The sequence below is a fragment of the Vibrio sp. D3 genome (assembly GCF_043995865.1).
Classification (GTDB): domain Bacteria; phylum Pseudomonadota; class Gammaproteobacteria; order Enterobacterales; family Vibrionaceae; genus Vibrio; species Vibrio diabolicus.
This window is the reverse complement of record NZ_CP171886.1, coordinates 790875-814169: the sequence shown is the minus strand read 5'-3', so window position 1 is coordinate 814169 and position 23295 is coordinate 790875. Positions and strand designations below refer to the sequence as shown.

The 23295-nt window shown below is 47.6% G+C and carries 23 protein-coding genes; 9 read left to right on the top strand and 14 right to left on the bottom strand.

Annotation, left to right across the window (positions count from 1 at the left end; translation table 11 throughout):
• Nucleotides 1-2 precede the first annotated feature (2 nt).
• Nucleotides 3-1259 (bottom strand): adenylosuccinate synthase, encoded by a 1257-nt coding sequence (locus tag ACHFJ9_RS03455; RefSeq protein ID WP_053808067.1) that lies wholly within the window; start codon nucleotides 1257-1259, stop codon nucleotides 3-5.
• A 105-nt stretch (nucleotides 1260-1364) separates the two neighbouring features.
• Here ACHFJ9_RS03455 and ACHFJ9_RS03450 point away from each other — a divergent pair, with 105 nt between their 5' ends.
• The 3 genes from ACHFJ9_RS03450 to ACHFJ9_RS03440 all read left to right on the top strand — a co-directional run bounded on the left by ACHFJ9_RS03450 (nucleotide 1365) and on the right by ACHFJ9_RS03440 (nucleotide 3324).
• The gene (locus ACHFJ9_RS03450) at nucleotides 1365-2234 is read left to right on the top strand and encodes a LysR family transcriptional regulator (protein ID WP_006741384.1); all 870 of its coding nucleotides are present in this window, start codon (nucleotides 1365-1367) and stop codon (nucleotides 2232-2234) included.
• A 3-nt stretch (nucleotides 2235-2237) separates the two neighbouring features.
• Nucleotides 2238-2630, top strand: a complete 393-nt coding sequence (locus ACHFJ9_RS03445; RefSeq protein ID WP_258623516.1) for a ribosome recycling factor family protein — start codon at nucleotides 2238-2240, stop codon at nucleotides 2628-2630.
• 79 nt (nucleotides 2631-2709) lie between these two features.
• Nucleotides 2710-3324: a LysE family translocator gene (locus ACHFJ9_RS03440; RefSeq protein ID WP_006741386.1), complete on the top strand. Its 615-nt coding sequence runs from the start codon at nucleotides 2710-2712 to the stop codon at nucleotides 3322-3324.
• Nucleotides 3325-3417: 93 nt separating this feature from the next.
• Here the strand turns inward: ACHFJ9_RS03440 and ACHFJ9_RS03435 are convergent, their stop codons facing one another.
• From ACHFJ9_RS03435 to doeA, 10 genes are all read right to left on the bottom strand, one after another.
• Nucleotides 3418-3939 (bottom strand): DUF2058 domain-containing protein, encoded by a 522-nt coding sequence (locus ACHFJ9_RS03435; RefSeq protein WP_006741387.1) that lies wholly within the window; start codon nucleotides 3937-3939, stop codon nucleotides 3418-3420.
• 47 nt (nucleotides 3940-3986) lie between these two features.
• Entirely contained in the window at nucleotides 3987-4763 is a 777-nt protein-coding gene (locus ACHFJ9_RS03430) for an Asp/Glu racemase (RefSeq protein ID WP_114323418.1), read from the bottom strand.
• Between the two features lie 55 nt (nucleotides 4764-4818).
• Nucleotides 4819-5778, bottom strand: a complete 960-nt coding sequence (locus ACHFJ9_RS03425) for a cyclodeaminase (protein ID WP_046875814.1) — start codon at nucleotides 5776-5778, stop codon at nucleotides 4819-4821.
• 14 nt (nucleotides 5779-5792) lie between these two features.
• On the bottom strand, nucleotides 5793-6767 hold the full coding sequence (gene eutB / locus ACHFJ9_RS03420; protein WP_395355252.1) for a hydroxyectoine utilization dehydratase EutB: 975 nt from the start codon (nucleotides 6765-6767) through the stop codon (nucleotides 5793-5795).
• 86 nt (nucleotides 6768-6853) lie between these two features.
• A complete protein-coding gene (locus ACHFJ9_RS03415; RefSeq protein WP_053808062.1) occupies nucleotides 6854-8260 on the bottom strand; it encodes an aspartate aminotransferase family protein in 1407 nt (468 codons plus the stop codon).
• 41 nt (nucleotides 8261-8301) lie between these two features.
• A complete protein-coding gene (locus ACHFJ9_RS03410) occupies nucleotides 8302-9822 on the bottom strand; it encodes an NAD-dependent succinate-semialdehyde dehydrogenase (RefSeq protein ID WP_124007666.1) in 1521 nt (506 codons plus the stop codon).
• A 155-nt stretch (nucleotides 9823-9977) separates the two neighbouring features.
• Nucleotides 9978-10457 carry an Lrp/AsnC family transcriptional regulator gene (locus ACHFJ9_RS03405; RefSeq protein WP_395355249.1) on the bottom strand — a complete coding sequence of 160 codons (480 nt, stop codon included), beginning with the start codon at nucleotides 10455-10457 and terminating at the stop codon, nucleotides 9978-9980.
• A 91-nt stretch (nucleotides 10458-10548) separates the two neighbouring features.
• The gene (gene dctP / locus ACHFJ9_RS03400; RefSeq protein WP_053084244.1) at nucleotides 10549-11562 is read right to left on the bottom strand and encodes a TRAP transporter substrate-binding protein DctP; all 1014 of its coding nucleotides are present in this window, start codon (nucleotides 11560-11562) and stop codon (nucleotides 10549-10551) included.
• A gap of 332 nt (nucleotides 11563-11894) precedes the next feature.
• Nucleotides 11895-12902: a N(2)-acetyl-L-2,4-diaminobutanoate deacetylase DoeB gene (doeB, locus tag ACHFJ9_RS03395; protein WP_006741395.1), complete on the bottom strand. Its 1008-nt coding sequence runs from the start codon at nucleotides 12900-12902 to the stop codon at nucleotides 11895-11897.
• Nucleotides 12903-12956: 54 nt separating this feature from the next.
• Nucleotides 12957-14144, bottom strand: coding sequence for an ectoine hydrolase DoeA (gene doeA, locus ACHFJ9_RS03390; protein ID WP_005392731.1), 1188 nt, complete (start codon nucleotides 14142-14144; stop codon nucleotides 12957-12959).
• A gap of 273 nt (nucleotides 14145-14417) precedes the next feature.
• Between doeA and ACHFJ9_RS03385 the strand changes: the two genes are divergently transcribed.
• The 3 genes from ACHFJ9_RS03385 to ACHFJ9_RS03375 all read left to right on the top strand — a co-directional run bounded on the left by ACHFJ9_RS03385 (nucleotide 14418) and on the right by ACHFJ9_RS03375 (nucleotide 17815).
• A complete protein-coding gene (locus tag ACHFJ9_RS03385) occupies nucleotides 14418-15851 on the top strand; it encodes a PLP-dependent aminotransferase family protein (RefSeq protein WP_080936811.1) in 1434 nt (477 codons plus the stop codon).
• Nucleotides 15852-15983: 132 nt separating this feature from the next.
• The gene (locus ACHFJ9_RS03380) at nucleotides 15984-16541 is read left to right on the top strand and encodes a TRAP transporter small permease (RefSeq protein WP_395355246.1); all 558 of its coding nucleotides are present in this window, start codon (nucleotides 15984-15986) and stop codon (nucleotides 16539-16541) included.
• The gene (locus tag ACHFJ9_RS03375; RefSeq protein ID WP_005392736.1) at nucleotides 16538-17815 is read left to right on the top strand and encodes a TRAP transporter large permease; all 1278 of its coding nucleotides are present in this window, start codon (nucleotides 16538-16540) and stop codon (nucleotides 17813-17815) included. The genes ACHFJ9_RS03380 and ACHFJ9_RS03375 overlap by 4 nt, the downstream gene beginning before the upstream one ends.
• A 64-nt stretch (nucleotides 17816-17879) precedes the next feature.
• On the opposite strand, the gene ACHFJ9_RS03370 is transcribed toward ACHFJ9_RS03375, so the two are convergent.
• The gene (locus tag ACHFJ9_RS03370) at nucleotides 17880-18881 is read right to left on the bottom strand and encodes an AraC family transcriptional regulator ligand-binding domain-containing protein (RefSeq protein ID WP_395355243.1); all 1002 of its coding nucleotides are present in this window, start codon (nucleotides 18879-18881) and stop codon (nucleotides 17880-17882) included.
• A gap of 131 nt (nucleotides 18882-19012) precedes the next feature.
• Between ACHFJ9_RS03370 and ACHFJ9_RS03365 the strand changes: the two genes are divergently transcribed.
• Genes ACHFJ9_RS03365 through ACHFJ9_RS03355 form a run of 3 tightly spaced genes read left to right on the top strand, consistent with a single transcriptional unit; the run spans nucleotide 19013 to nucleotide 21399 of the window.
• Nucleotides 19013-19774 (top strand): SDR family NAD(P)-dependent oxidoreductase, encoded by a 762-nt coding sequence (locus ACHFJ9_RS03365; protein ID WP_005392740.1) that lies wholly within the window; start codon nucleotides 19013-19015, stop codon nucleotides 19772-19774.
• Between the two features lie 49 nt (nucleotides 19775-19823).
• On the top strand, nucleotides 19824-20336 hold the full coding sequence (locus ACHFJ9_RS03360; RefSeq protein WP_025576588.1) for a 2,4'-dihydroxyacetophenone dioxygenase family protein: 513 nt from the start codon (nucleotides 19824-19826) through the stop codon (nucleotides 20334-20336).
• A 4-nt stretch (nucleotides 20337-20340) separates the two neighbouring features.
• The gene (locus tag ACHFJ9_RS03355) at nucleotides 20341-21399 is read left to right on the top strand and encodes a zinc-binding dehydrogenase (RefSeq protein WP_140244311.1); all 1059 of its coding nucleotides are present in this window, start codon (nucleotides 20341-20343) and stop codon (nucleotides 21397-21399) included.
• A gap of 83 nt (nucleotides 21400-21482) precedes the next feature.
• On the opposite strand, the gene ACHFJ9_RS03350 is transcribed toward ACHFJ9_RS03355, so the two are convergent.
• Together ACHFJ9_RS03350 and grxB are read right to left on the bottom strand one after the other, a co-directional pair.
• Nucleotides 21483-22607, bottom strand: a complete 1125-nt coding sequence (locus tag ACHFJ9_RS03350) for an alkene reductase (protein WP_005498138.1) — start codon at nucleotides 22605-22607, stop codon at nucleotides 21483-21485.
• A gap of 10 nt (nucleotides 22608-22617) precedes the next feature.
• Nucleotides 22618-23247: a glutaredoxin 2 gene (grxB, locus tag ACHFJ9_RS03345; RefSeq protein WP_140244310.1), complete on the bottom strand. Its 630-nt coding sequence runs from the start codon at nucleotides 23245-23247 to the stop codon at nucleotides 22618-22620.
• Between the last annotated feature and the right edge of the window lie 48 nt (nucleotides 23248-23295).

The window sequence follows — 23295 nt, the reverse complement described above, 5'->3', positions numbered from 1 at the left end:
TCTTATCGCATAATCATTTGTTCACGACCAGGACCCACAGACACCATTTTTACTGGTACGCCCATCAGTTCCTCAATGCGTAGAACGTATTTCTGTGCTGCTACTGGAAGCTCTTCAAACTTACGACAACCTGTGATGTCCTCGCTCCAGCTTTCCATCTTCTCGTAGATTGGCGCAAGAGATGCAGTTTGAGGCCAGATTGGGTTTTCGCTGTGGTCGCCTTCGTAGCCAACACAGATTTTCAGATCGTTAAGACCAGTCAAACAGTCTACTTTCGTTAGTGCAATTTCAGTTGCGGCTTGCAGTTCAACGCCATTCTTCGTAGCGACTGCGTCGAAGTAACCCATATCGCGCGGACGACCTGTAGTTGCACCGAACTCGCCTGCAAGTTCTCGGAAAGCATCTTGCTCTTCCATTGCAGTGATCAACGTACCAGTACCTACTGATGAGCTGAATGCTTTTGCAACCGCAATAACGCGTTCAGGACGAAGTGCTGGAAGACCACTGCCGATACCCGCGTACATTGATACAACGTTAGAAGATGTTGTCCAAGGGTACTCACCGTAAACAAGGTCACGACCCGCACCAAGCTGCGCTTCGAACAACAGTGTTTTGTCTTTTGTTTGTAGCTCTTTTAGAGGCAGCGTTACGTTGCAAATTGAATCGCGCCAAGGTGCAGACACCTCTAGCAACCAGTTCGCCATTTCTTCAGCGGTTTGTTCAAACTCGAATGTTGGGTAAAGCGCACGCAGTTGCGGAAGTTTCCAATCCATCATGAATTGAAGGCGTTCAACCAATACTTCTGGTTGCTTCAACCAACCAACAAGGATGCCTTTCTTCATTACGCGGTCACCGTACGCAGGTGCAATACCTTGACGAGTTGAACCGTATGCTTTGTCGCCTAAACGTTGTTCTTCTAGCGTATCTTCTAGTGCGTGTAGAGGTAGACACAGTGTTGCGCGATCAGAGATGCACATATTCACTTTTACGCCCGCTTCTTCAACTTCCGCAATCTCCTGAGACAGCAACGCAGGGCTGATAACCATACCCGGACCTAATACTGCCAAACAGTCTGGGTTGAAAACGCCACTTGGTAGCTGGTGCAGCTTGAACGTACCTAGGTCGTTAACCACGGTATGACCCGCGTTGTTACCACCTTGGAAACGAATGCTCGCAGAAGCTTGCTCTGCCAAAAAGTCAACGATGCGGCCTTTGCCTTCATCACCCCAGTTTGCACCCACAACAACGATAGACGACATAATTTAATCTCCAAAAACAGATGCAAAAATCTTAAGGTGTTCGCCATAATAAGAGAAATTAATTATACTCATTAGCTTGATAAGAATCTCATATCGGAATTGGCAATGTTAGATTTGAATTGGCTGCGAACCTTCGTAACTCTTGCAGAGGTAAAACATTTCGGCAAAACAGCGACGGAACTGCACATGACGCAGCCGAACGTAAGTTTGCATATCAAACAGTTGGAGCAGGCCACGCGCACTAAACTGATTGAGCGAAATCCTGTGCAGTTGACGCAAGCGGGAAAGCGTTTGTTAGATACGGCTCAGCGAATGCTCAATGAGCTGCAAATTTGTCAGTCGGATCTCAATGCCATCAATGATCTTACGCAGGGGACGCTTTCTATTGCGGCGAGCGATATCGTTTCACGTTTACTGCTTATCAAACCGTTCCAGCAATTCAAAAGTGAATACCCGGGTATCGACTTGGCATTGTTCAATACCACGTCTTCTCAAGCGGTGGATTTGGTGAAAAGTGCGCGTGCCGATATCGGCTTTGTTATCGCACAAAAAGAGAGTCAACCGCTGCATTTTACGCCTCTCACGCAAATTCACTGGTGTGCGTTTGGCGATAACATTTTTGAGTGGCAGGACAATCGAAAAGAGAGCCAGACGTTGATTCTGCTAGGGCACGACACGCGAACCCGTGAGCTGATAGATGCGTCTTTACCTGAGTTAAATCTGCCTAAGCATCGCGTGATGGAAGTGGGCAGTGTGGAAGCACAAATCGACTGGGCAGAAGCAGGATTTGGGACCGCCATTGTGCCGGATTTCTCTCTTGATCCGAGGCTAATGCTTTCCCGAGAAGTCACGCCTTTGCCTAGTTTTCCAAACACCGATTTCGGCTACATTGTGCGCCAAAATCAGGTGCTCTCCAAAGCCGCCAAACAGCTACTCACTTGGGTTGGAGAGAATGTGTCAGTGGTGGGAGAGTAACGGATGAAAGATGACGACATTATTGTTTCGCTGCCCTCTCTGATTCATCGCATTGGCGGTGAGAATGCTAAACGCATTAAAGTCATTGCGGCTGATTGCGGGTGTGACGTTAAGCGAGTTAGGCGCTCTCGTCATTGGCAAGTTTCTGGAGAAGCTTTGAACTTAAAAGCGTTACTTGATCAGCTAAAAGCAGGACAGTGTGAAGAGCTAAGGTTTGTGATGAATAAGTTGGAGAAAGGGTTATCCGTTCATCAGGACAAACTGGAACCGTTAGAAGAAAAACTGATTCGGTTGGTGGCGCAAAACCCAAATATCACCTTGGCGGAGTTAATGACAGAAACGCACTGTACGATTGCGCAAGCCAGAGCAGCTCGGTTTGAAGCGGAAATGCTCTAGCGTAGAATTTTTATTTACTCATTCTAGCAGCCAATGTTACGGTGCTGGCTATTACTAAAAATTAAGGCCATTTTTTATCATGGATATTTGGAAGCTCCTCCTTTTTATTCCCGCTTGCTTTGCTCTGAATATGACTCCAGGCCCAAACAACTTATTGGCAATGAATAATGCGCGTTGTTACGGTTTTCGTGCCGCGTTTGTCGCTAGTTTAGGGCGTATTACGGCATTTTCTGGCATGATCGCGTTGTCTGCCTCTGGGCTGGCAGTGATTTTGTACACATCAGAAATGCTGTTTTTAGCGTTAAAGCTGGTGGGTGCGTTGTATCTATTGTGGATTGCATTCAACCTTTGGCGTTCGGAATCGAGCCCGATCTCTGAGTTAACTAACTCACGCAACTATGCAGGGCTTGCGAAACAAGAGTTTACGCTTGCCGCCGGTAACCCGAAGGCGATTCTTATTTTTACTGCATTTTTGCCGCAGTTTGTAGACGTGAACGCCAACGTTCAAGAGCAGTTTTTTGCCCTTGGCTCCACGTTTTTGATTTTAGAAATGGTCGCCATTTCAATTTACGCGATTTTTGGTTTGTACCTTAGACATTGGTTCTCAAATCCAAAAATGGCGAAACGTTTTAATCGCGGATGTTCGCTGTTTTTAGCCGCATCTGGTGTGAATTTGCTACTAAGTAAGCAATAACGCATATCATTTCTGTAGCGTATTTTTCTATTAAAAAAGAGCCGCTGATGTTATATCAGCGGCTCTCTTCGTTGATGCATCTATTGTTTGTTGTTACCACATCAAGTCATCTGGCACGACGAAATCTGCGTATGGGTCGTCTTCTGCTGGAATGTCCGATTCTGGTTCTTTCTGTTCGATGATGACGGATTCATCACGTTGAGCAATTTTATTCGCTACTCCGCGTGGAATGACAACGTAGCTTTCACCGACAATCGCAATGGCTAGAATGCCTTTAATCAACTGTTCACGGATGAGAGCATCAACATACAGTGACTTAACCAAGGTGCCATGGGTGAAGTTGTACTTAATATCGCCATCTTTTAAGTCGATCTTGTTCATCTCAATCAATTGATTGATTTGCGCTTTGATCTCTTTATTCAAACGCTCGGCATTTTGCTGTTCGCTCAATTGTTTATCACGCTCTAACTGTTGGCGTTTATTCTCTTCAACCGCCGCTTTTACTTCGCGTGCTTGAACGCGTGATTTTTTAGAGCCTTTCTTCGCTTTCTTTAGTTTCTTTTCATTAACTAAGCCAGCTTTCAGCATTTGTTCTTGAAGGGTAAGTTTTGCCATGTTTCATCCAGTTAGTGCGCAATTTTGTGCATTTTAGCGAGTCCTTATCAGCAAGGAAAGGGCGATGATGACACGTCGGAGAAATTATCGGACTCAAGCAAACGCAATGCGTCCCAAAGCATCACTTGGTTGGAGCTTAGTACAGGAATACCAAAGCGGCTTGAGAAATAAGGCAGTAGATGCATGACTCGCATGTTCGTGCATGAAATAAATACCGCGTCCACAGTGCAATCAATCGACTCAAGCAACTGCGCTAAGGCATTTTCTACGTCTTGTCCTCCAATGGTTGGGATATGGGGATCGTAGTCGAGATTGAAATACCCAAAGGCCAGAACGTCAATGCCATGTTCGGTCATGGACTCATAAAGTGGGTGATTGACGTCATTGGTATACGGCGTCAGCATAACGATTCTTTGAGCTTGATGGTGTTCAAGCGCTCTCAGTGCGGCTTGCCAAGGGTTAGTTGTTATGGCTTCGGGTCTCTCTTGACGAATTAAATCAGTGATTTGATCGGAGCCAATGAGCACACTAGCTGACGTACAGCCAAACGCCATGACGTTGATTGGCCACATTGGCACGATGGTGCGTACACACTCGCGGATACTGTTTTGCATGTCTGTTAAGTGCAGAGGATCGACAGTACCTGTGGTGAGAAAGCGTGAAGTGTATAAGCGAACATCTGCGGGTAAATGCTCGCGCCATTCGTTTTCTAGCACATAGTCGGTCGCGAGTTGAATGAGTCCGATTGAACGTTGATAAGCGGAGACATCCGCCGAAAACTCAAACTGAGTGGTTAAAGATTGAAACGTACAGAGCTCTGGCATGTTACGGCCCTCAAAAGTGCGGTGGTTGCCCACCGCCAAAGTCACAGGGAATAAGTTACATCGTGGATTGAATGCTGGTGAGTTGTTGAGCGGTATAGTCAGCGATTGCGGTGTCTTGAACGCCAGTCCCTGTTAAATCACATACCGAAACATCGTCAACACGCCTTGAGTAGGGGTGCTTGCCGCAAATGATGTCGCCAAGTTCGACTAGGCTACGGGTCAGCGGTTTGTCTACACTACGTAATTCGCCAAGTGATTCTGACTGACTGATTCGATCAACCACCAGATGCTCAGCGTTTAGGATGACTGAGGTGGCAAGCTCACGTTTATGAGGGCTGTCTGAACCCATAGCGATCACGTGTGCTCCGGATGGGATATCTTCCCAATTCAGCAAAGGTTCTTTTGATGGTGTTGTCGTGACAATAATGTCGGCTTCTTGGCATGCTTGCTGGATAGAGGAGTGTACGGATACGGATAGATCGTATCGTTGCTCCATACGTTGTTTGTAAGCCTGCGATTTTGTGTTGTCTCTTGCCCAGATGTTCACTTGGGAGATTGGCCTAACTAATTTTATTGCAGCGACTTGGAGTTCTGCTTGAAGCCCACTGCCAATAACCGTAATTTTGGATGCTTCTGAGTTCGACAGGTATTTCGCGGAGATAGCGCCGGCGAGAGCAGTACGAATGTCGGTTAGATACCCTTCGTCAAACAATACGCTATCAACCAGCCCTGTTTTCGCGCTAAAGAGCACCATCAAACCATTTAGGCTGGGTAGTCCCAGTTTTGGGTTATCAAAAAAACCTGGGCTGATTTTTATCGCGAAGCGCTCATTGCCTTTGATATGCGCCGTTTTTACATCCACTTCGCCGTTATGTTCTTCGATTGCCATACTAAGAATCGGAGGCATGGTGACGTTGCCTTGCCCAAGTGCTTTGAAGCCATTTTCCACGGCCGCTAACGCATTAAGATCTAACTGAGTCACTTGCTCTATCTGAGATTTATTATAGATTTTCATTCGCACGACCTCGGTTATTCTTTGACTTGGCGGCCAATTTTTAATGCCGTCTCAAAAGTGTCTGAAGAGATGTTTTTTCCACTGAGCACCAAAACGACTTTCTTACCGCGTAAGTCCAGTTGATGCTGGTGAATGGCGGCAAGCCCCACTGCGGCTGCGCCTTCTACGGCAAATTTTTCTGCATCGAAAATATCTGCCATGCCTTTGGCGATGTTGTGTTCACTGACTAAAAACGCTTTATCCATGACTTCTTGCACGAGTTTGAAGGTATAGCGATTGTCTAAACCTATGCCGCCACCTAAGCTGTCAGCAAACGATTCGTGCTCTTCAACTTGTACTGGTTTTCCTGCTTTAATGCTTTCTACCATCGCAGCGCCTTTGTCCATGGAAACGCCATACACGTTCACTTTGCTGTTGTTTGATTTTGCGGCTAAGCCAATACCACCAATCAATCCGCCGCCAGATAACCCGGCGAAAATGACGTCGACATCAGGAAGATCTTCAATGATTTCTAGCCCAATGGTCCCTTGTCCGGCGATGATGTCTGGGTGTTCGAATGGTGAGAGATAGGTCATCGACTCTTCTTCTGTTAGCCTCAATGCTTCTCGCTCCGCGTCGTCTTGAGCTTGACCAACTATTCGAACTTCTGCGCCTAATGCTTTAATTGCGTCGACTTTGTTTTGTGGCACTAAATTGGACATACAAATCACGGTGCGGACTCCTAGTCGTTGCCCTGCATAAGCCACGGCACGGCCGTGGTTACCAGTAGAGCAAGTGACGACGCCATGTCGTTTTTGTTCCTCACTCAGTTTGTTCATGGCATGAGTCGCTCCACGCAATTTAAAAGCACCAATAGGTTGTAGTGTTTCCAGTTTTAACCAAATTTCACATTGATATTGTTGCGATAACAGTGGTGAGTGAAGTAATGGTGTGCGACTGACTAATCCGTTAATCGCTTTCTTTGCGGCAAAGATTGCTTGTGTTTCCATGTAGTACGTCTCTTAGGAGCGCCCCCTCTAATTTGGTCAGAGGGGGCGGTAATCATTGGTAGGTTTGTGAGTTGGTTAATTCGCGGCTATTTTGGCTGCCACTGTTTAGACGTGACGAGGTTATCCATCACTTTATTGACCGCTTGGTGCGCTTTGTCGACAATAGTGTCGATGTCATTACGGTTCGCGATAAGCGGTGGAGCAAAGCCGAGGATGTCACCATGTGGCATGGCACGAGCGATTAAGCCTTGCTCTAAACAGGCTGCCGCGATTTGCGGACCCACTTTCAAGTTTGGATCAAAGTGTGCTCGGCGGAGTTTGTCTGAAGAAAACTCCAACGCATGCAACAAGCCAACGCCACGAGTATCACCGACCAATGGATGATCGTTAAACGTCTCCGCCATGCGTTGCTGCAAGTAAGCGCCGACTTCGGCTGCGTTTTGCACCAGGCCTTCACGTTCAATGATATCGAGGTTGCAGTTCGCGGCTGCCGCTCCCATTGGGTGACCGGAGTAGGTATAACCGTGTCCGATAGCACCCCATTGGTCGGTGCCGTTTTCTAGCACACTCCAAACTCGTTCACCGACGATCACGCCAGATAGCGGTTGATACGCAGAGGTTAACCCTTTCGCTACCGTGATGAGATCCGGTTTCATGTCGTAGTGCAGCGAACCAAAATCGGAGCCGAGGCGGCCAAAGCCACAGACCACTTCATCCGCAATCAAGAGTACATCGTATTTGTCGAGTACTTTGCGAATCGCCTGCCAGTATCCTTCTGGTGGTGGCACAATACCACCAGTACCGAGCACTGGTTCTGCAATCATCGCTGCCACCGTTTCAGGGCCTTCTTCCAAGATCATCGCTTCGAGTTGATCCGCACAATATTGAGAGAATTCAAGCTCAGACATGCTCTCGTCTTCACGGCGATAGTAATACGGCGCCATGGTGTGCTTGATGCGCTCAAGCGGTAAATCAAAATGTGCGTGGAAAAGAGGCAGCCCTGTCATTGAACCCGAAGCGATACTTGAGCCATGGTAGCCGCGATCACGGGAGATAATTTTTTTCTTCTCTGGTAGACCACGAGCATTGTTGTAATACCAGACCAACTTAAGTTGAGTTTCGTTCGCATCACTGCCTGACATGCCGTAGTAGACTTTACTCATGCCTTCAGGCGCCATTTTGATGATGCGATCTGACAGTGTCACTAGTGCTTCGTTGGTATGACCGACGTAAGTATGGTAGTACGCCAGCTCTTTGGCTTGTTCATAAATGGCATCGGCCATTTCAGTCCTACCATAGCCAATGTTCACACAATACAACCCGGCAAAGCCGTCTATCAGCTCGATGCCTTCTGAATCGGTGATGCGTATTCCGCTTCCGCTCGAGATAATTCTTCCCGAAAGCTCCCCAGCCGCATACTGCTTCAGGTGGGTTGAGGCATGAAATACTCTCTGACGGTCGATCTCTAAAAGTTGTTGGGTTTTGTTGCTCATGATCCTTCTCCTCGAATAATTGGATATCCATATTTCGTGCCTTAACTGCCACTGACGGTTGGTAAAGCGCCTAAGCAGCAGTATTTGATTTCACTGTATTCTTCAAAGCCGTGGCGACTGCCTTCTCGTCCAAGTCCAGACTGTTTCACACCGCCGAATGGGATAGGGTGTCCAGTCATCTTGACGGAGTTCACGCTCACCATGCCAAATTCCAAACCACGCATGCAGCGCCAAATTTGGTGAATATCGTGGCCATAAACATAGGCAGCTAAGCCGTACTCAGTGTCGTTGCTCATTTCAATCACGGTATCTAAGTCTTGGTAAGGCAATACGCCTGCCACAGGACAAAAATTCTCTTCGCGATACACCGCCATATCGGGGGTGACATCGGCCAGTAATGTCGGCGCGAAGAAGTTTTCGCCTGGTACGGGCTGGTGGTATCCCGCTACCAATCGCGCGCCTTTGTCGAGTGCGTCACGCACCAAATCATGCGCTTTATCCACCGCAGCGCGATTGATCAGCGGCCCCATGGTGGTTTTTTCATCTAAACCATTGCCCAAAACAATGTGGTTCATTTCTTTGGCAAACGCTTCCAAAAACGCTTCGTACTTATCGTCAGGGACGAAGATACGGTTTGCGGCCAAGCAGTCTTGTCCTGCAGTTTGAAACTTGGCATCCACGGCGGCTTTGGCTGCTTGCTCGACATCCATATCTGGCAGCACGATGAAAGGGGCATTACCGCCGAGCTCCATACTGCACTTCTTCACGGTTTGTGCCGCGTCGCGCAGCAGCAACTTACCCACTCGAGTTGAACCTGTGAACGAGAGTGCTTTGACTTTATCGGAGTGACACAAGGTTTGTGACACCATCACCGCATCGCCAGTGATCACGTTAAATACACCAGGTGGAAAGCCTGCTCGGTCTGCTAATTCTGCCAAGGCCAATGCGGAGAAAGGCGTTTCACTGGCAGGTTTGATTAGCACCGGACAGCCTATCGCTAATGCTGCGGCGGCTTTACGGGTGACCATTGCATTAGGAAAATTCCATGGTGTAATCAGAGCTGCGACACCAATCGGCTCGCGTACCGTCGATAGCTGCGCATTCGGAATATGACTTGGGATGGTTTCGCCATAGCTGCGGCGAGCTTCCTCTGCAAACCAACGAACAAAGGATGCGCCGTAGTCGATTTCACCCAAAGCATCACCTAATGTTTTGCCTTGCTCCATAACCATCAAACGAGCAAGATCTTGTTTTGATTCTAAAATCAGATCGTGCCAACGCATGAGAATTTCAGCGCGTTCTTCTGCTTGCATTTTTCGCCATTGACGAAAGGCTTGGTCGGCTTCATCAATCGCTTGATAGAGTTGTTGCTGAGATAGCTTGGTAATGTAGCCGATGACCGTACCATCCGCTGGATTATCCACCGGATGAAATTGGTCACCACTTATCCATTTGCCATTTACGTACGCTAAACCTCTCACCAAACGTACGTCTTTCATTATCGCCATCATGTCGTGCGAGGCTTTTAATTCCTCAGCATGTAAGCTGTGCAGTGCTGTCATGAGTCCTTCTCCCAGCGTCGTTGTCCATAGTTAAACTGTAATGGAGAAGTGACCGAAATAATTTCTGATGCCGAGGTTTAAACCATCAAAACTTTCTTTTCCACACCGTTAGATATGGTGATTTTTCTGGTTGTCTTTTAAGCGTGTTTTCCCTTTTAGAACAAGGCGTTTTGGTTCACTTCTAATGTGCCTGCATCACGTTTGATTGTTTTCGTCACGATGTAAGTAAAGTAGCGCTCAATGCCCACTTCTGACTCTAACCAGTTGTCGATAAGCCGCTGATATTGATCAATATCTTCCGACTGAATTTTGAGTATGTAATCGACACCGCCGCCTGTGGCATAACAATCAGTGACTTCTGGTGAGTGTTGAACCAGTTGCTCGAAACGCTTGAACGCTTGGGCGCTGTGCTCTTTGAGCGTAACTTCAACCATGACCGACGTTCGTTTGAACAAAACATTGGTATTTACTTTTGCCCCGTAGCCTTCAATGATGCCTGCTTCTTCCAGTTTTTTGACACGCTCCCAGCAAGGGCTCACGGATAGGTTAATGGCCTCGGCAAGGTGAGATTTGGTAATACGGCCATTGTCATGAAGTATTTGTAGAATTTTTACGTCGTAGCGATCGAGGCGCATAATTGGTCTCCCTGTAAAATACCAATCAGTTCAGAATAGTTGATGATTGGTCAACCGCTATAAGGTGGCCCGAAGGCCACACCTTTTTCAGCTATTGATTGAACTCTTGTTCCAGTGAGCTCAGCACTGCTTTACCGCTATCGCCTGTAAGCTCGATGTATTTGTCCCGCATTGGCATAGACGCTTGTTTAAATGCTGCACGTTCGTCACTGTCGAGTTTGATCATCTGCATATCTGGTTTGGCTTGCTTAATTTGATCAAGACGTTTTTGGTTAAACTCATCCTGTTTTTCAAATATAAAGTCAGTCATACCAGCGATGACTTTATTGACCTGATCTTGGCGGTCTTGTGGAAGGGTTTCGAACCAGCTGTTGTTGGTAATGACAGTAGTAGTAAATTGTTGCTGTCCTGCCCAGATCATGTAGTCGTTCACTTCGTAGAACTTCATTTCTTCGATAGCAAAAACGGGGTTTACTTGACCATCGATCATTTTAAGTTGCAGAGCACCATAGACTTCTGAGTAGGGCAAAGGCGTAGGGTCGGCTCCAAACGATTTATAAGCCTCAACCAGCATTGGCGATGCCATCACGCGTATTTTGAAGTTATCAAAATCTTTTGGAGAACGAATCTCGCGGTTGGTCGTCCACACCATTTCACCTTCTGGATACATAGTGAGAAGTTTGAGGTTTTTCTGTTCTAGCTTTCCGCCGAGTGTGTCATAGATAGTAGGGCTTGAACTCAGCACTTTTTTATTCACATCATTGTCTTGCGAAAGGAGGTAAGGGATGGAGAACACCTGCATTTCGGGCACGAATGAACCAAAAATACCTGGCGACGCGTTGGTAAATTGGATAATACCGTTCGCAGTAAGCTCGGTAAGATCTTCTGACTGACCCAATGTACCGTATGGATAGACTTCCACTGTGACGTCGCCATCGGTTGCATTTTCGATGCGCTTTTTAAACTCTTGCGCATAAGCATCTTGCACCGAGCCTTTGACTTCTTCTAGAGCGAATTTCCACGTCTCTGCATAAACATTGCTGGTGGCAAAGCTGGCAGCGATCAGTACGGCACTCGTTAGGTAGCTGTGTTTCATCGGATTCATCCATTTCTTCCTTAATCAGTTTGTGAGTCAATTCACCAACGGCAGGTGATACACCAGACCCGATGTTGTGTCGTGTTTAGGGCGTGTTGACCTTTCGAGCTGATTTTTGCAGCGCTTTGTGGGTGGCCTACATAAAAAGCCGATAACGCAGTAGAAATGAACCACAAAGGCTGCCCGAAGGGTTCGAGCTAGGCGCCCCCGCAAAAATCGTTTTATGCTTTGTTGAAGACCATTTGCTTAGAATGACTAGGCTGCATAGTCTTCGCCGCGCCTAAAACGATTTTACCTCGAACAAAATTTAACCGCGAAAGGTCAATACGCCCTAGTAAGAGTTAGTTTAATTCGCCACAGTCTTCGGCAATTACGGCGACCGTGTCACCAATGTTGACCATGGCAGGGAAACGACGTGCAGCAAAAATTCCACTGCGCTGCGCTTTGTATTCGATTGGGTCGCTCCCTGTACGCTCGGTTGAATAGATTCTTGCCAGTACATCGTCTTGTTTGATGGTATCGCCTAGCTCAAATAAGTATTCGGTGATACCGTTGTGCTGGCTTTGCACGTAGCAACTTGCATCGGGCATATCAAGCAACCTAGTTGGCAGGGTTGGTTTTTCGTAATCACCTGATAAGTTGCCTGAAAAACGCAAGAAGTTACGAATACCACGGTCGGCATAAGCGATGGTTTCTGGAGTGCTGGTTCCGCCACCTCTGAGCTCTGTGGTGACGAAGATTTTGCCTTGAGATTCCACTGCGGTGTCGTACAGGCTAGTGGCGTCCATTTCGAGCAAGATCATGGTGTAAGGTGCGCCAAACAGTTTCGCACCTAAGATGCATGCTTCTTCTTGATCGAGGTTGTCGAGGCGATGGGCTGCGGCGAAAGGCACGATGTCTAACGTTTTACCACCTGAATGAATGTCTAACGCAAAATCGCACATGGGTACTAAGTAACGAGTAAAGTAATCCGCGATTTTTTCGGTCACTGAGCCTACAGGGTTTCCGGGAAAGCTGCGATTTAAATTCCCTTTATCGATAGACGATGTGCGCGAGGCATTTTGTACCGCAGGTAAGTTCATCATTGGCACAATAATGACGCGCCCTTGGATTTGCTCTGCTTGCAGCGAGTTTGCCAATTTAAGCAGGCTGGTAATGCCTTCGTATTCATCACCGTGATTACCGCCAGTAAGCAGCGCCGTTGGCCCGTGACCATTTTTGATCACGGTGATAGGTATCATGATGCTTCCCCAAGCGGAGTCATCATGGGAATAGGGCAGCGCTAAAAAGCCGTGCTGCACGCCTTCTCGGTCAAAGTCTACGGTGGCTGTGATCGAGCTCTTTTGCATATCGAGTCCTTTTTGTTCTTAAGCCTAGTTCAACAGAACTTACGGTTTGAAAAATTAGTGTTTAACAAATAAGTGGCGTGGAAAATCACACAGTGTTTTTGCACCATCACGGGTGATGACAATGCTTTCGGTGGTTTCTAACCCCCAGTCTTCAAACCATAGCCCCGGCATAAAGTGGAATGTCATGCCTTCTTTTAATACGGTTTTATCGGTGTCTCGCAAGCTCATGGTTCGTTCGCCCCAGTCAGGAGGGTAGCTCAGACCAATTGGGTAACCACATCGGGCGCCTTCACGTGAGAATCCTGCTTTATCGAGGACTTGGTTCAATGCGTTGGCGATGTCGGCGCAAGTATTGCCTGGTCTTGCGACTTCTAAGCCTGCTTCGAGACCTAAAGTTAATGCTTCATCTGCACGTTTGAATTTGTCGTCCGGTTCTCCAAGAAAAATAGTGCGAGAGAGTGGGCAATGGTAACGGCGATGTGCCCCAGCGATTTCGAAAAAAGTACCTTCGCCTTTTTTGAAAGGTCTGTCGTCCCACGTTAGGTGAGGTGCAGAAGCATCAGAACCAGATGGCAAAAGCGGCACGATCGCGGTGTAATCGCCAAAGTGATCTTCATGCCCAAGTACTGCTTGGCGGTTAATCTCGGCGACAAGGTGATGTTTAGGCAATCCTGGCTCGATCATATCGAACGCGACGCGATGCATATTTTCAACAATGCGAGCTGCGCGGTACATATAAGCCAGTTCTTGATCAGATTTAACGGCGCGACACCAATTGACTAGCCCGGTTGCATCGAGAAGTTGAGCATTCGGCAAGTGCGTGGTGAGTGACTCGTAAGCGGTGGCACTAAAGTAATAGTTATCTTTTTCCACCCCGATACGGCCGCGATCCCAAAGACGCGGGGCGAGTACCGCTTCTACCAGAAAATCCATTGGGTGTAATGGTGGGTTCATTACATAATGGTCTGGGTAGTAGGTGATATTTTCTGCCGACATATACGCAGTTCTGTATGCCCCATTGGCATCTTGGCAGCGCCCAAACCAAACAGGCTCGCCAGATGATCCTACAACGACACATTGTGGGACATAAAAAGACCAACCGTCATAACCTGTCAGCCATGCCATGTTAGAAGGATCGTGAATGATAAGGACATCCAACTCTCGTTCTTCCATCGACTGCCGAACTTTTGTTAATCGGTCCTGGAATTCATCCAGTGTAAAATGCAAAGCAACGCCTCTCATATTTTCTCCTTGTTAAAAATCCGACGCCTTATGGGCCTTCGGAGACGTTGAGGTATTTCTACCTTCCACCAGGTCAGCCAGACCTGCGTTTAAAAACTATTGCAACTCACCACTGCGGCTGGGTTTGGATTAAACGATGCCATTTAACATGTTTGTTGAATCTATATATCTCATGTCAATCATTACAATTGTGGCTCATTTTTGTGCATTACACCGCATTTGATGGCTAAAAACTCGCCATTTGTTAAATTGAAGTTACAATGAGCATTAAAAATGAATCAATTAAAATATTGTGTCATGACAATTTCTTTGAACCCGATCATTCGCCCAGGCACCGCTAAGTACATCTCCATTGGCAATTATCTTGTCGAATGTGTCCGCAGTGGTTACCTAAAACCCGGTACTCGACTACCCACACATCGTGAGTTTGCGGAGCAAATTGGCGTGAGCGTACAAACCGTCAGTCATGCATATGGTTATGCAGAGAAAAAAGGTGCGCTCGAGTCTTGGGTGGGAAACGGTACGTTTGTAAAATCAGGCTTTGTGGATGAAAGCACGGACACGGAGTTCATGCTGACGCAAGAGATGAAAGAAACGCCGGATGAAATTGATATGTCGATCGCTCATCCGGTAGTAACCGATCGCCACATTACGCTTTTTAATCAGGCGTTAATGGAAATTGCTGGGCAAACAAACAATCGCAGTTTGATCAGTAAAGCAAAGCCAGTAACAGGTCAGCCTCATCATATTGAGTCCGGAGCGCGATTTCTCAGTAGCCAAGGGTTAGACGTTGGTACCGATCAAATATTACTCACAAATGGTGCATGCCATGGCTTGACCTTGGCTTTAAGCACCGTTGTTGAACACGGTGATTTAGTCGCTTGTGGCCACTTAGTCGATCATGGCTTGATCTCTCGCTCGAGGATGCTTGGATTTAAGTTACAGCCGCTTGAGATGGATGAGTTTGGTATCACGCCGGATGCATTTGAATGGGCATGTAAACACAAACCAATCAAGGCGCTGTGTTGCACACCGAGCATGGCCAATCCGAATAGTGCGCATATGGACATTTCGCGCCGAGAGGCGATAGCAAATATTGCGAAACAGTATGAGATCTACGTGATTGAAGATGACGTGTATGGGGCACTAGAGCCCAATCGTGTCCCACCTCTCGCCGCACTGTTACCCGAGCAGGCTTTTTATGTCACCAGTTTAACCAAAGTCGTAGCGCCAGGTATGCGTACGGGCTATTTAACGGTCCCACGTCATTTTTTGCAGCATGCGATTGGCCGTTTAGCTGCGACGAGTTGGTCTGCGACCCCGTTACCGTTTGAAGTCGCTCATTTGTGGATCGAAAACGGTACATTAAATCGACTTGTTCGATTTCAAGTCAATGAATTTGCCAAGCGCCAGCGAATAGCAAAAGCCACCTTAGAAGGGCATGTTTATAGCTCACACCCTAATGGTCAGCACATTTGGTTGAGGTTACCCGAGCAGTGGAGCAGTGATGATCTGGTCGCTTCGGCTAAGCGTTCTGGGGTGCAGATCACGGGGTATAAACCTTTTGTTCTCGATACTAATCAGCCAATGCCTTACGTGCGAATCAGTTTGGGAGCAGAGACTAATCGAGGTTACATTAAGCATGGGTTATCTGTGATTGCAGAAATTCTCGATACAAACCCTCCAACCTCTCACTTTTTGGTCTGAGCAGTATGCTCTGACCAATTTTTTCTGCGAAAGCGCCAAGTTCAGAAAATCTTTCTTATTCACCTGATTGACTTGATTGTCATGAAAAAGATAACGTTTCATTAACATTTTTGTTGATCAGGAGCAGCGCGGATGAAAGGGATTTTTCAGTGGCTAGATAAATATATACAGAAAGCGGAGGCGGCACTGCTCATTGGCTCGGTGCTTCTTATTGCGTTGAACTCAATTGCTAACGTGTTAGGGCGCTACCTCTTTAGCCAAAGCATCTACTTTTCAGAAGAACTCAATTATTTCCTCATTATTGCCGTCACGTTTATTGGTTGCAGTTATGCTGCCCGCCAATCTCGCCATATCCGTATGACGGCATTTACCGATATGCTTCCAAAGCGTATACAAACTTTAGCCAACGGCATTATTTATTTACTCACCGCCGCATTGGTGGCGGTGCTAACTTGGTATTCGTGGCAATACATTGGCAAGGTGAGCCAAATGGGGCGTCTTTCTCCTGCAATGCAAGTACCTTTGAGTTGGGTGTACTTAATCGCACCGATTGGCCTTTTCTTTAGCACGGTTCAGTTCGCGCGTGTGGGTAGTCGCCATATCAAACGTTCCATAATGCTGACAAAGCTTTCACGCTCATCTCGACCAGATGGCATCGGCTCTGCCACTAAGCAGGAGAAAGCGCTATGACGACCGCTCTTGTAGCAACGATGATCACGTTGTTGGCTTTTGGATTTCCGATGTTGGTACCGCTATTAGCGGCGACCATGTTGGGATTTATTGTTTTTCTTGGTCTGGGGCCAGATTTTATGATCCAGCAAATGCTTGCTGGCATCAAACCCGCTGCGTTGATCGCAGTACCGATGTTTATTCTCGCGGCAGAAATTATTACCCGAGGCGTGGCAGCAACGCGCTTGCTAGATGTCGCAATGGCGTTTGTTGGGCACGTTCGTGGCGGTCTGGCGATCACCTCATCGCTTAGCTGTGCGATGTTTGGTGCGGTATCTGGGTCTACACAAGCCACCGTTGTTTCTGTTGGCTCTATTATGCGACCGAAAATGTTGGAGTATGGTTACAAAGACAGCTTTGCTCTGGCTTTGATTATTAACGCCTCTGACTTAGCGCTCCTTATTCCACCGAGTATCGGTATGATCATCTATGGTGTGGTGTCTGGAACATCGGTTGCTGAGCTGTTTATTGCTGGTATTGGACCGGCGATCGTGATTTTATTGATGTTTTCTGCCTACTGTTATTTTTATGCAGGCAAAAGCTCTGTAGAAAATGCCCCGCGAGCCAGCTGGAAAGAGCGTTGGACCACAATACGTAAAGCGGTTTTACCATTTGGCTTTCCGATCATTACTGTTGGCGGTATTTATGCTGGAGTATTTAGCCCTACCGAAGCGGCGTCGGTTTCGGTGTTGTACGCTGTGTTATTAGAAATGGTTATCTTCCGTAAAGTGAAATGGAAGGAGCTTGGCGAAATCGCGCTTTCTACGGGCATGGTTACCGCGGTGGTATTTATCTTAGTCGCAGCAGGGGCTGCTTTTTCTTGGGTAATTTCATTTGCCCAGATCCCGCAAGAATTGTTGGGTATGATCGGGATTAATGATCTTTCGCAGACCGAGTTACTGGTCGTTATTTCAATTGCGTTCTTTATTGGTTGTATGTTCGTTGATCCAATCGTAGTGATGCTGATTTTGATCCCTATCTTTGCACCTGTGATTAAGTCCTCTGGCATTGACCCAGTACTGGTCGGCACCATCGTGACATTGCAAGCAGCGATAGGTTCTGCAACGCCGCCATTCGGTTGTGATATTTTTACCGCGATTGCCGTGTTTAAACGCCCTTATGTAGAAGTGATTCGCGGCACGCCACCGTTTGTGTTCATCTTGCTTTTGGTCTCTGTGATGCTGATTTTCTTCCCTTCGATTTCACTTTTCTTACGTGATTTAGCGTTTCGATAGTATCGACTAAACGCTCAAAGCCGCTGAATATCAGCGGCTTTTTAATCTATGCTCTCAAACTGGTTCAACTTATTCTGTTCTCCAGTCTCCATTGGCTAGGCGACTTTCCTGTCCAACTGCGAAAGTGGCGGCTGAATACCGCAGTTTCTGCATAACCCAGTTGCAACGCGATATCGGTAATACTCTGAATATTCTCACTTAAACGCTGCTCGGCGAAATCCTGACGCACTTGCTGCAACAGCTCTCGATAACTCGTGCTCTGCTGCTTTAGCTTGCTTTGCAGCATTCTCGGATGCAGGTCTAATGCTCTTGCAACGCGCTCCACGCTGCATTCTCCCGTCGACAACAAACGACCAATCATATTCGCTGCTTGATCACTCAGATTGTTAGGATAGCGGGTTTGTAAATACTTGAGGTGCTGTTGAAAGTGGCGATCCAGTGCGTCTTCGTCTTGGTGGTTCTTAGCGTTAAGCAGACTCGCTTTAAGTAGGATACCGTCAAACTTATCACCGAAACGCAGTTTGTTCTGTTGGGCAAACTTGCTTTGCTCTACTTCCAAGGTTGCGTGTTGAGTCAAATGTAGCGCGAAGTGGCTTGCTTCAATATCGAGCAAACTGGCGATAAACATGGCTAAGTGTGACACACTGAGCTGCATCAACTGCGCAATACCGCGGTCACTATTCACATCAATATTGAGCGACAATCGTACCCAATCATCTTGTGGCGTCATGTTGAGAGTAACGCCTGACGAATGCAGATAGAGATAATCATTCACCCGCGCCAATGCATCACCGACCGTTTCTGCGCGAGAAACCAACATCGGCAAATCGCCCAAACTTTGCAGGTTTTGGCGCTCGGCGAGTAACGCACCAAACAGCGGTTGTTGACAACGAGCAGCCGCTTCCTCCATCAATTCAGCCAACCTAGGGTAGGCGAGATAGGTATCGGGATCGCGAAACTGCGCGGCAGACAGGCCAACAGCGGCCATTATCTCTTGCGGATTCTGACCTAATTCTGAAACCAAGCTATCAAATTTATCGGCAGCGCCACTTCGTACGATATACATGTCTCGATTTTAAAATGTTAACAGGTTGTAAATCGCAATATATCAAATTTACTTCGTAAAAGGTCAAGTGAGTGCCAGTGAGTTGATCTAAGTTACATTTCGATAACAACAACGCATGGATGAGAAGCTGTATGGAACTTATCAATAAAACTGCCATCGTGACTGGCGCTGCGGGTGGAATTGGGCAAGCTATTATTGCAAAGCTAAGAGAGCAAGGAGCCAAAGTGCTTGCTGTCGATATTTCAGAGCAATCACTGCAAATGTACGCAAGTTTTGGCTCTAAGCAGTTGGAAACCTTTGTTGCGGACGTCACCGATTACCAACAAGTCGAAGCCATGGTGAAGTACGCGGTCGAACAATTTGGCTCACTTGACATCATGGTCAACAATGCAGGCATCGGCGCACCGAAACCTCTGCTTGAACATGATCCTATCGCCGACTTTGAGCCTATCTCTAAAGTCAACCAAAACGGCGTTTACTATGGCATTCTCGCCGCTGGACGACAATTCCAAGCGCAAGGTACACCGGGCGTGATCCTCAATACCTCTTCCGTTTACGCCCAAATGGCCTCCGAGATGACGTTTACCTACAACGTCAGCAAAGCCGCAGTCGATATGATGACCAAATGCGCCGCTTTAGAGTTAGCGCCTCTGGATATTCGTGTGTGCGCGGTCGCTCCGGGACGCGTTGATACTCCGATGTTAAGGCAATACGAAGAGATTGGCTTGTGGAACCACATCCGCAAAGAACAGATGCGCCAAAACTTTACGCAACCAGAAGAGATTGCCAACGTGGTGGCGTTTCTTGTCAGCGAGAAAGCCAACTGTATCAACGGCTGCACCATTAGCGCATCTGACGGTTTCGAGAATTTTAAGTACCCGCTCATGGGATAGATGGAATAGGCGAGCACGCCAAATTACAGCAATAGTGAGGATGTAAGTTATGTCATTACCAGAAGTTATTCAGCATCAAGATTTCCTATTAACTCTTAATACTAATGAAGAGTCGATCATTAAAGACGCGCTACCGGGTGTTGATGTTTACCCGCTGTTTCTTGACCCAGAAAATGGTACGTGGGTGATTCGCGCCAAGTTCAAACCGGGTATCACTCTGCCTAAGCACTTCCATACTGGTGTGGTGCATTTCTATACCCTGAGTGGCGCTTGGCACTACATCGAGTATCCAGACCAAGTCCAAACCGCTGGCAGCTACTTATATGAACCAGGTGGTTCGATTCATACCTTCCACTGCCCTGAAAGCTCAGGCGGTGCCGACGGATTTATGGTGATCCAAGGTGCCAACATTAACTTTGACGAAGAAGGTAACTTCATCAACATCATGGATGCGGGTTGGATTGAGCAAGTTGTTATTGCAACAGCGAAAGCACAAGGCTTTACCGCGCGTTACATCAAACCGGGTGCGATTGCTGGCCTAAGCGATGAGCTAGCGGAGTAACCCCATGCAACAGATGAACAGTATCGTAATGCAAGATGGTAGTGTCCGCCTGAAGCAAGTCGAAATCCCCAAACCCGCAGCGGGACAAGTGTTGGTTCGTAGTCTCGCCTGTGGCATTTGTGGCTCCGACCTTCACATTACTCGACACGCGGATGAGGTATTTGATGTATTCCACCAGCTCGGGTTGATGCCTGATGAAGCCGGTGAGCACGCTCAAGTGATGTTGGGGCATGAGTTCTGCGCGGAAATTGTCGAATACGGATCTGACACTCAACAGACGTTGGCTGTTGGTAGCCGCGTCACCTCAGTGCCGATGTTGCTCAGTCAAAATGGCGCGGGCGTTGGTGTTACTCCGGGTACTTATGGCGCTTACTCTGAGTACTTCCTGCTTGATGAAGCGTTATTGCTACCTGTCCCAGACGGAATGCCGTCTGAGGCGGCGGCATTGACCGAACCACTGGCGGTCGGTTTGCACGCGGTCAATCGCAGTGAAATCGAAACGGAAGAAACCGCGCTGGTTGTCGGTTGCGGTCCTATAGGGCTGGCGGTGATTGCTGCACTGAAACAACGTGGTGTGAGCAATATTCTTGCGGTCGATCTTCAGGAAGAGAAGCTGCAACTTGCCAGCGAGTTTGGCGCAAATCGATTGATCAGCCCGACCAAGGAAGACGAGATCGCAGTTGGTGAGCAGTACGCGATGAACTCACGTCTGGTCATTTATGAATGTGTGGGCAAACATACTTTAATTGATGACTTCATGCGCCGTGCTCCTGCCCGATCTCGAATCGTTGTATCAGGCATTCATACGGCTCCAGCGACCATTAACTACGCGTACGCGACGGTAAAAGAGCTCGATTTGAGATTCTCTTACTACTACCAACCGCACGAGTTTGAGCAATGCCTACAAGCGATTGCCGAACATAAGTTGCCTTGGCAGAAAATGCTCACCGCCAAAGTGGGAATCGACGGTGTCGAAGACGCATTTACACAGCTAATGACACCAAATGATCACATCAAAGTGGTGATCGAACCTTGGCGCTGCGGCGCGTTAGAAGTGATTTAACTCTTAGCCAGATTAAGCTAGCTAAAACCAATTTTAGTTTGGTGACAGCCCCAACCGTAGCAGCTAGGTTGGGGCTTTTTTTGTTAGGCCTGTTCTGCGCATTCCTGTTGCAGAGCTGGGTAATCGGTGTAGCCTCGTTCGTTTCCGCCAAACAACGTTGAGCCATCGAGTTCTGCCAACGGATGGTGATGTTGCAATCGAGAGACCAAGTCTGGGTTTGCTACGAATGGTCGTCCGAATGCGACAAGATCCGCGTAGCCTTTCTCTAACACTTCGTTTGCTCGCTGAGGATTGTAGCGACCTGCAACAATGATAGCGTTGCGAAAGCGTTTTCTAAGTTCGATTCGAAACGTCTCAGGAATCGTTGGTGCATCGGCCCAATCGGCCTCGGACAAGTGCAAGTAGGCAATGTCGCGCTCCTGTAGCTGCTTTGATGCCTCTAAGATCGTTGGCACGATATCTGGGCAGTCCATATCTTTAAACGTAATGAATGGTGCCAATCTCACTCCAACTCGATGCGCACCAACAGCGGCGATAACTGCATCCACCACTTCGATAAGAAAACGGATACGATTTTCTCGTGAACCGCCGTAGTTGTCTGTCCGATGGTTTGAATTGGTTCTTAAGAACTGATCGATCAGATACCCATTCCCGCCGTGGATTTCTACACCATCAAAACCCGATTCAATGGCGCGTTTGGCTGCGTTCGCGAAATCACCGACAACTCGGTTGATGTCCGCTTGTGTCATGGCGCGTGGCTCAACACAATCGACCATATTGCCGTTGCCTTGTTCATCCGCAATCCAAACTTGCGTCTCTACCGGAGCGAGCGCAGATGGCGCGATAGGCTGTTCACCATTTTGGAATGTTGGGTGAGACACTCTGCCCACATGCCATAGCTGACAAAACATCGCTGCGCCTTGTGACTTGACCGCTTGGGTCACACCCTGCCAGCCCGCCACTTGCGCATCGGTGTAAACGCCAGGGGTGAACGAGTAGCCTTGAGAATCGTCCGAAATTTGTGTGGCTTCGGAAATGATCAGCCCGGCAGAAGCGCGCTGTTGATAATACGTTGCCATCATCTCATTCGGGATGTTGCCCGGCTGAGTGGTGCGTGCGCGAGTCATTGGTGCCATGACAATACGGTTTTGTAGTGACAACGCTTTCAGTTGAGCTGGTTCAAACAGCTTATTTGTTCTTTGTTTCATGTTGCGCTCCTCAGATAAGTACTGGCACGTTGGTCGCTTTACGAGCGGTTGCCATCCAATGAAGTACGGCTGGATCCCATTGCACTTCGGGCGCACTGAAAAAGCCGCGTAGAATGGAAAACATAATGGCTTGATCAACCAGTGACGTTTGCTTTTCTGAACTTAGGTTGAGCAAGGGTTTAGTTTGTTCTATCAAGGCGGCGACTTCTTTCGCAATCGCAGGTGTATCGTTAATCAAAGCTTCAAAATTTAACGCTTCGGTTTCTTTTTTTGCACGCCATGCTTGTTTAGCGGTTTCTGTTGCAAATTCCGGTAACGTCATGTTTGACCAACGCGGATACCCGACTTTTTGTAGCGGTAAAAACGCTTGTTTTTGCCAGTCTAAAACCGGTGTTGAGGGTTGGCTGTTTTCGCTGGAAGATGCCAATTCAAGGACGTAGTTGATGATGTCTAAGCTTTCCGCCATGGCTTCACCATCGTCTTTGATCAAAAGAGGAACTTGTTTTGCGCCGATGAGGTTTGTGGTGGTGCTCTCGTCGTCATAAGCAATGTTGATGACGTCGAGCTGAATATTCAGCATGCCTGCAACAAAACGGACGCGGGCGCTAAAGGGGCAATGTTCATAAATGTACAGTTTCATTTTTGTTTCCTATCTCTTGGCTGGGCAGGGCGTGTTGTTGTGCGTTGA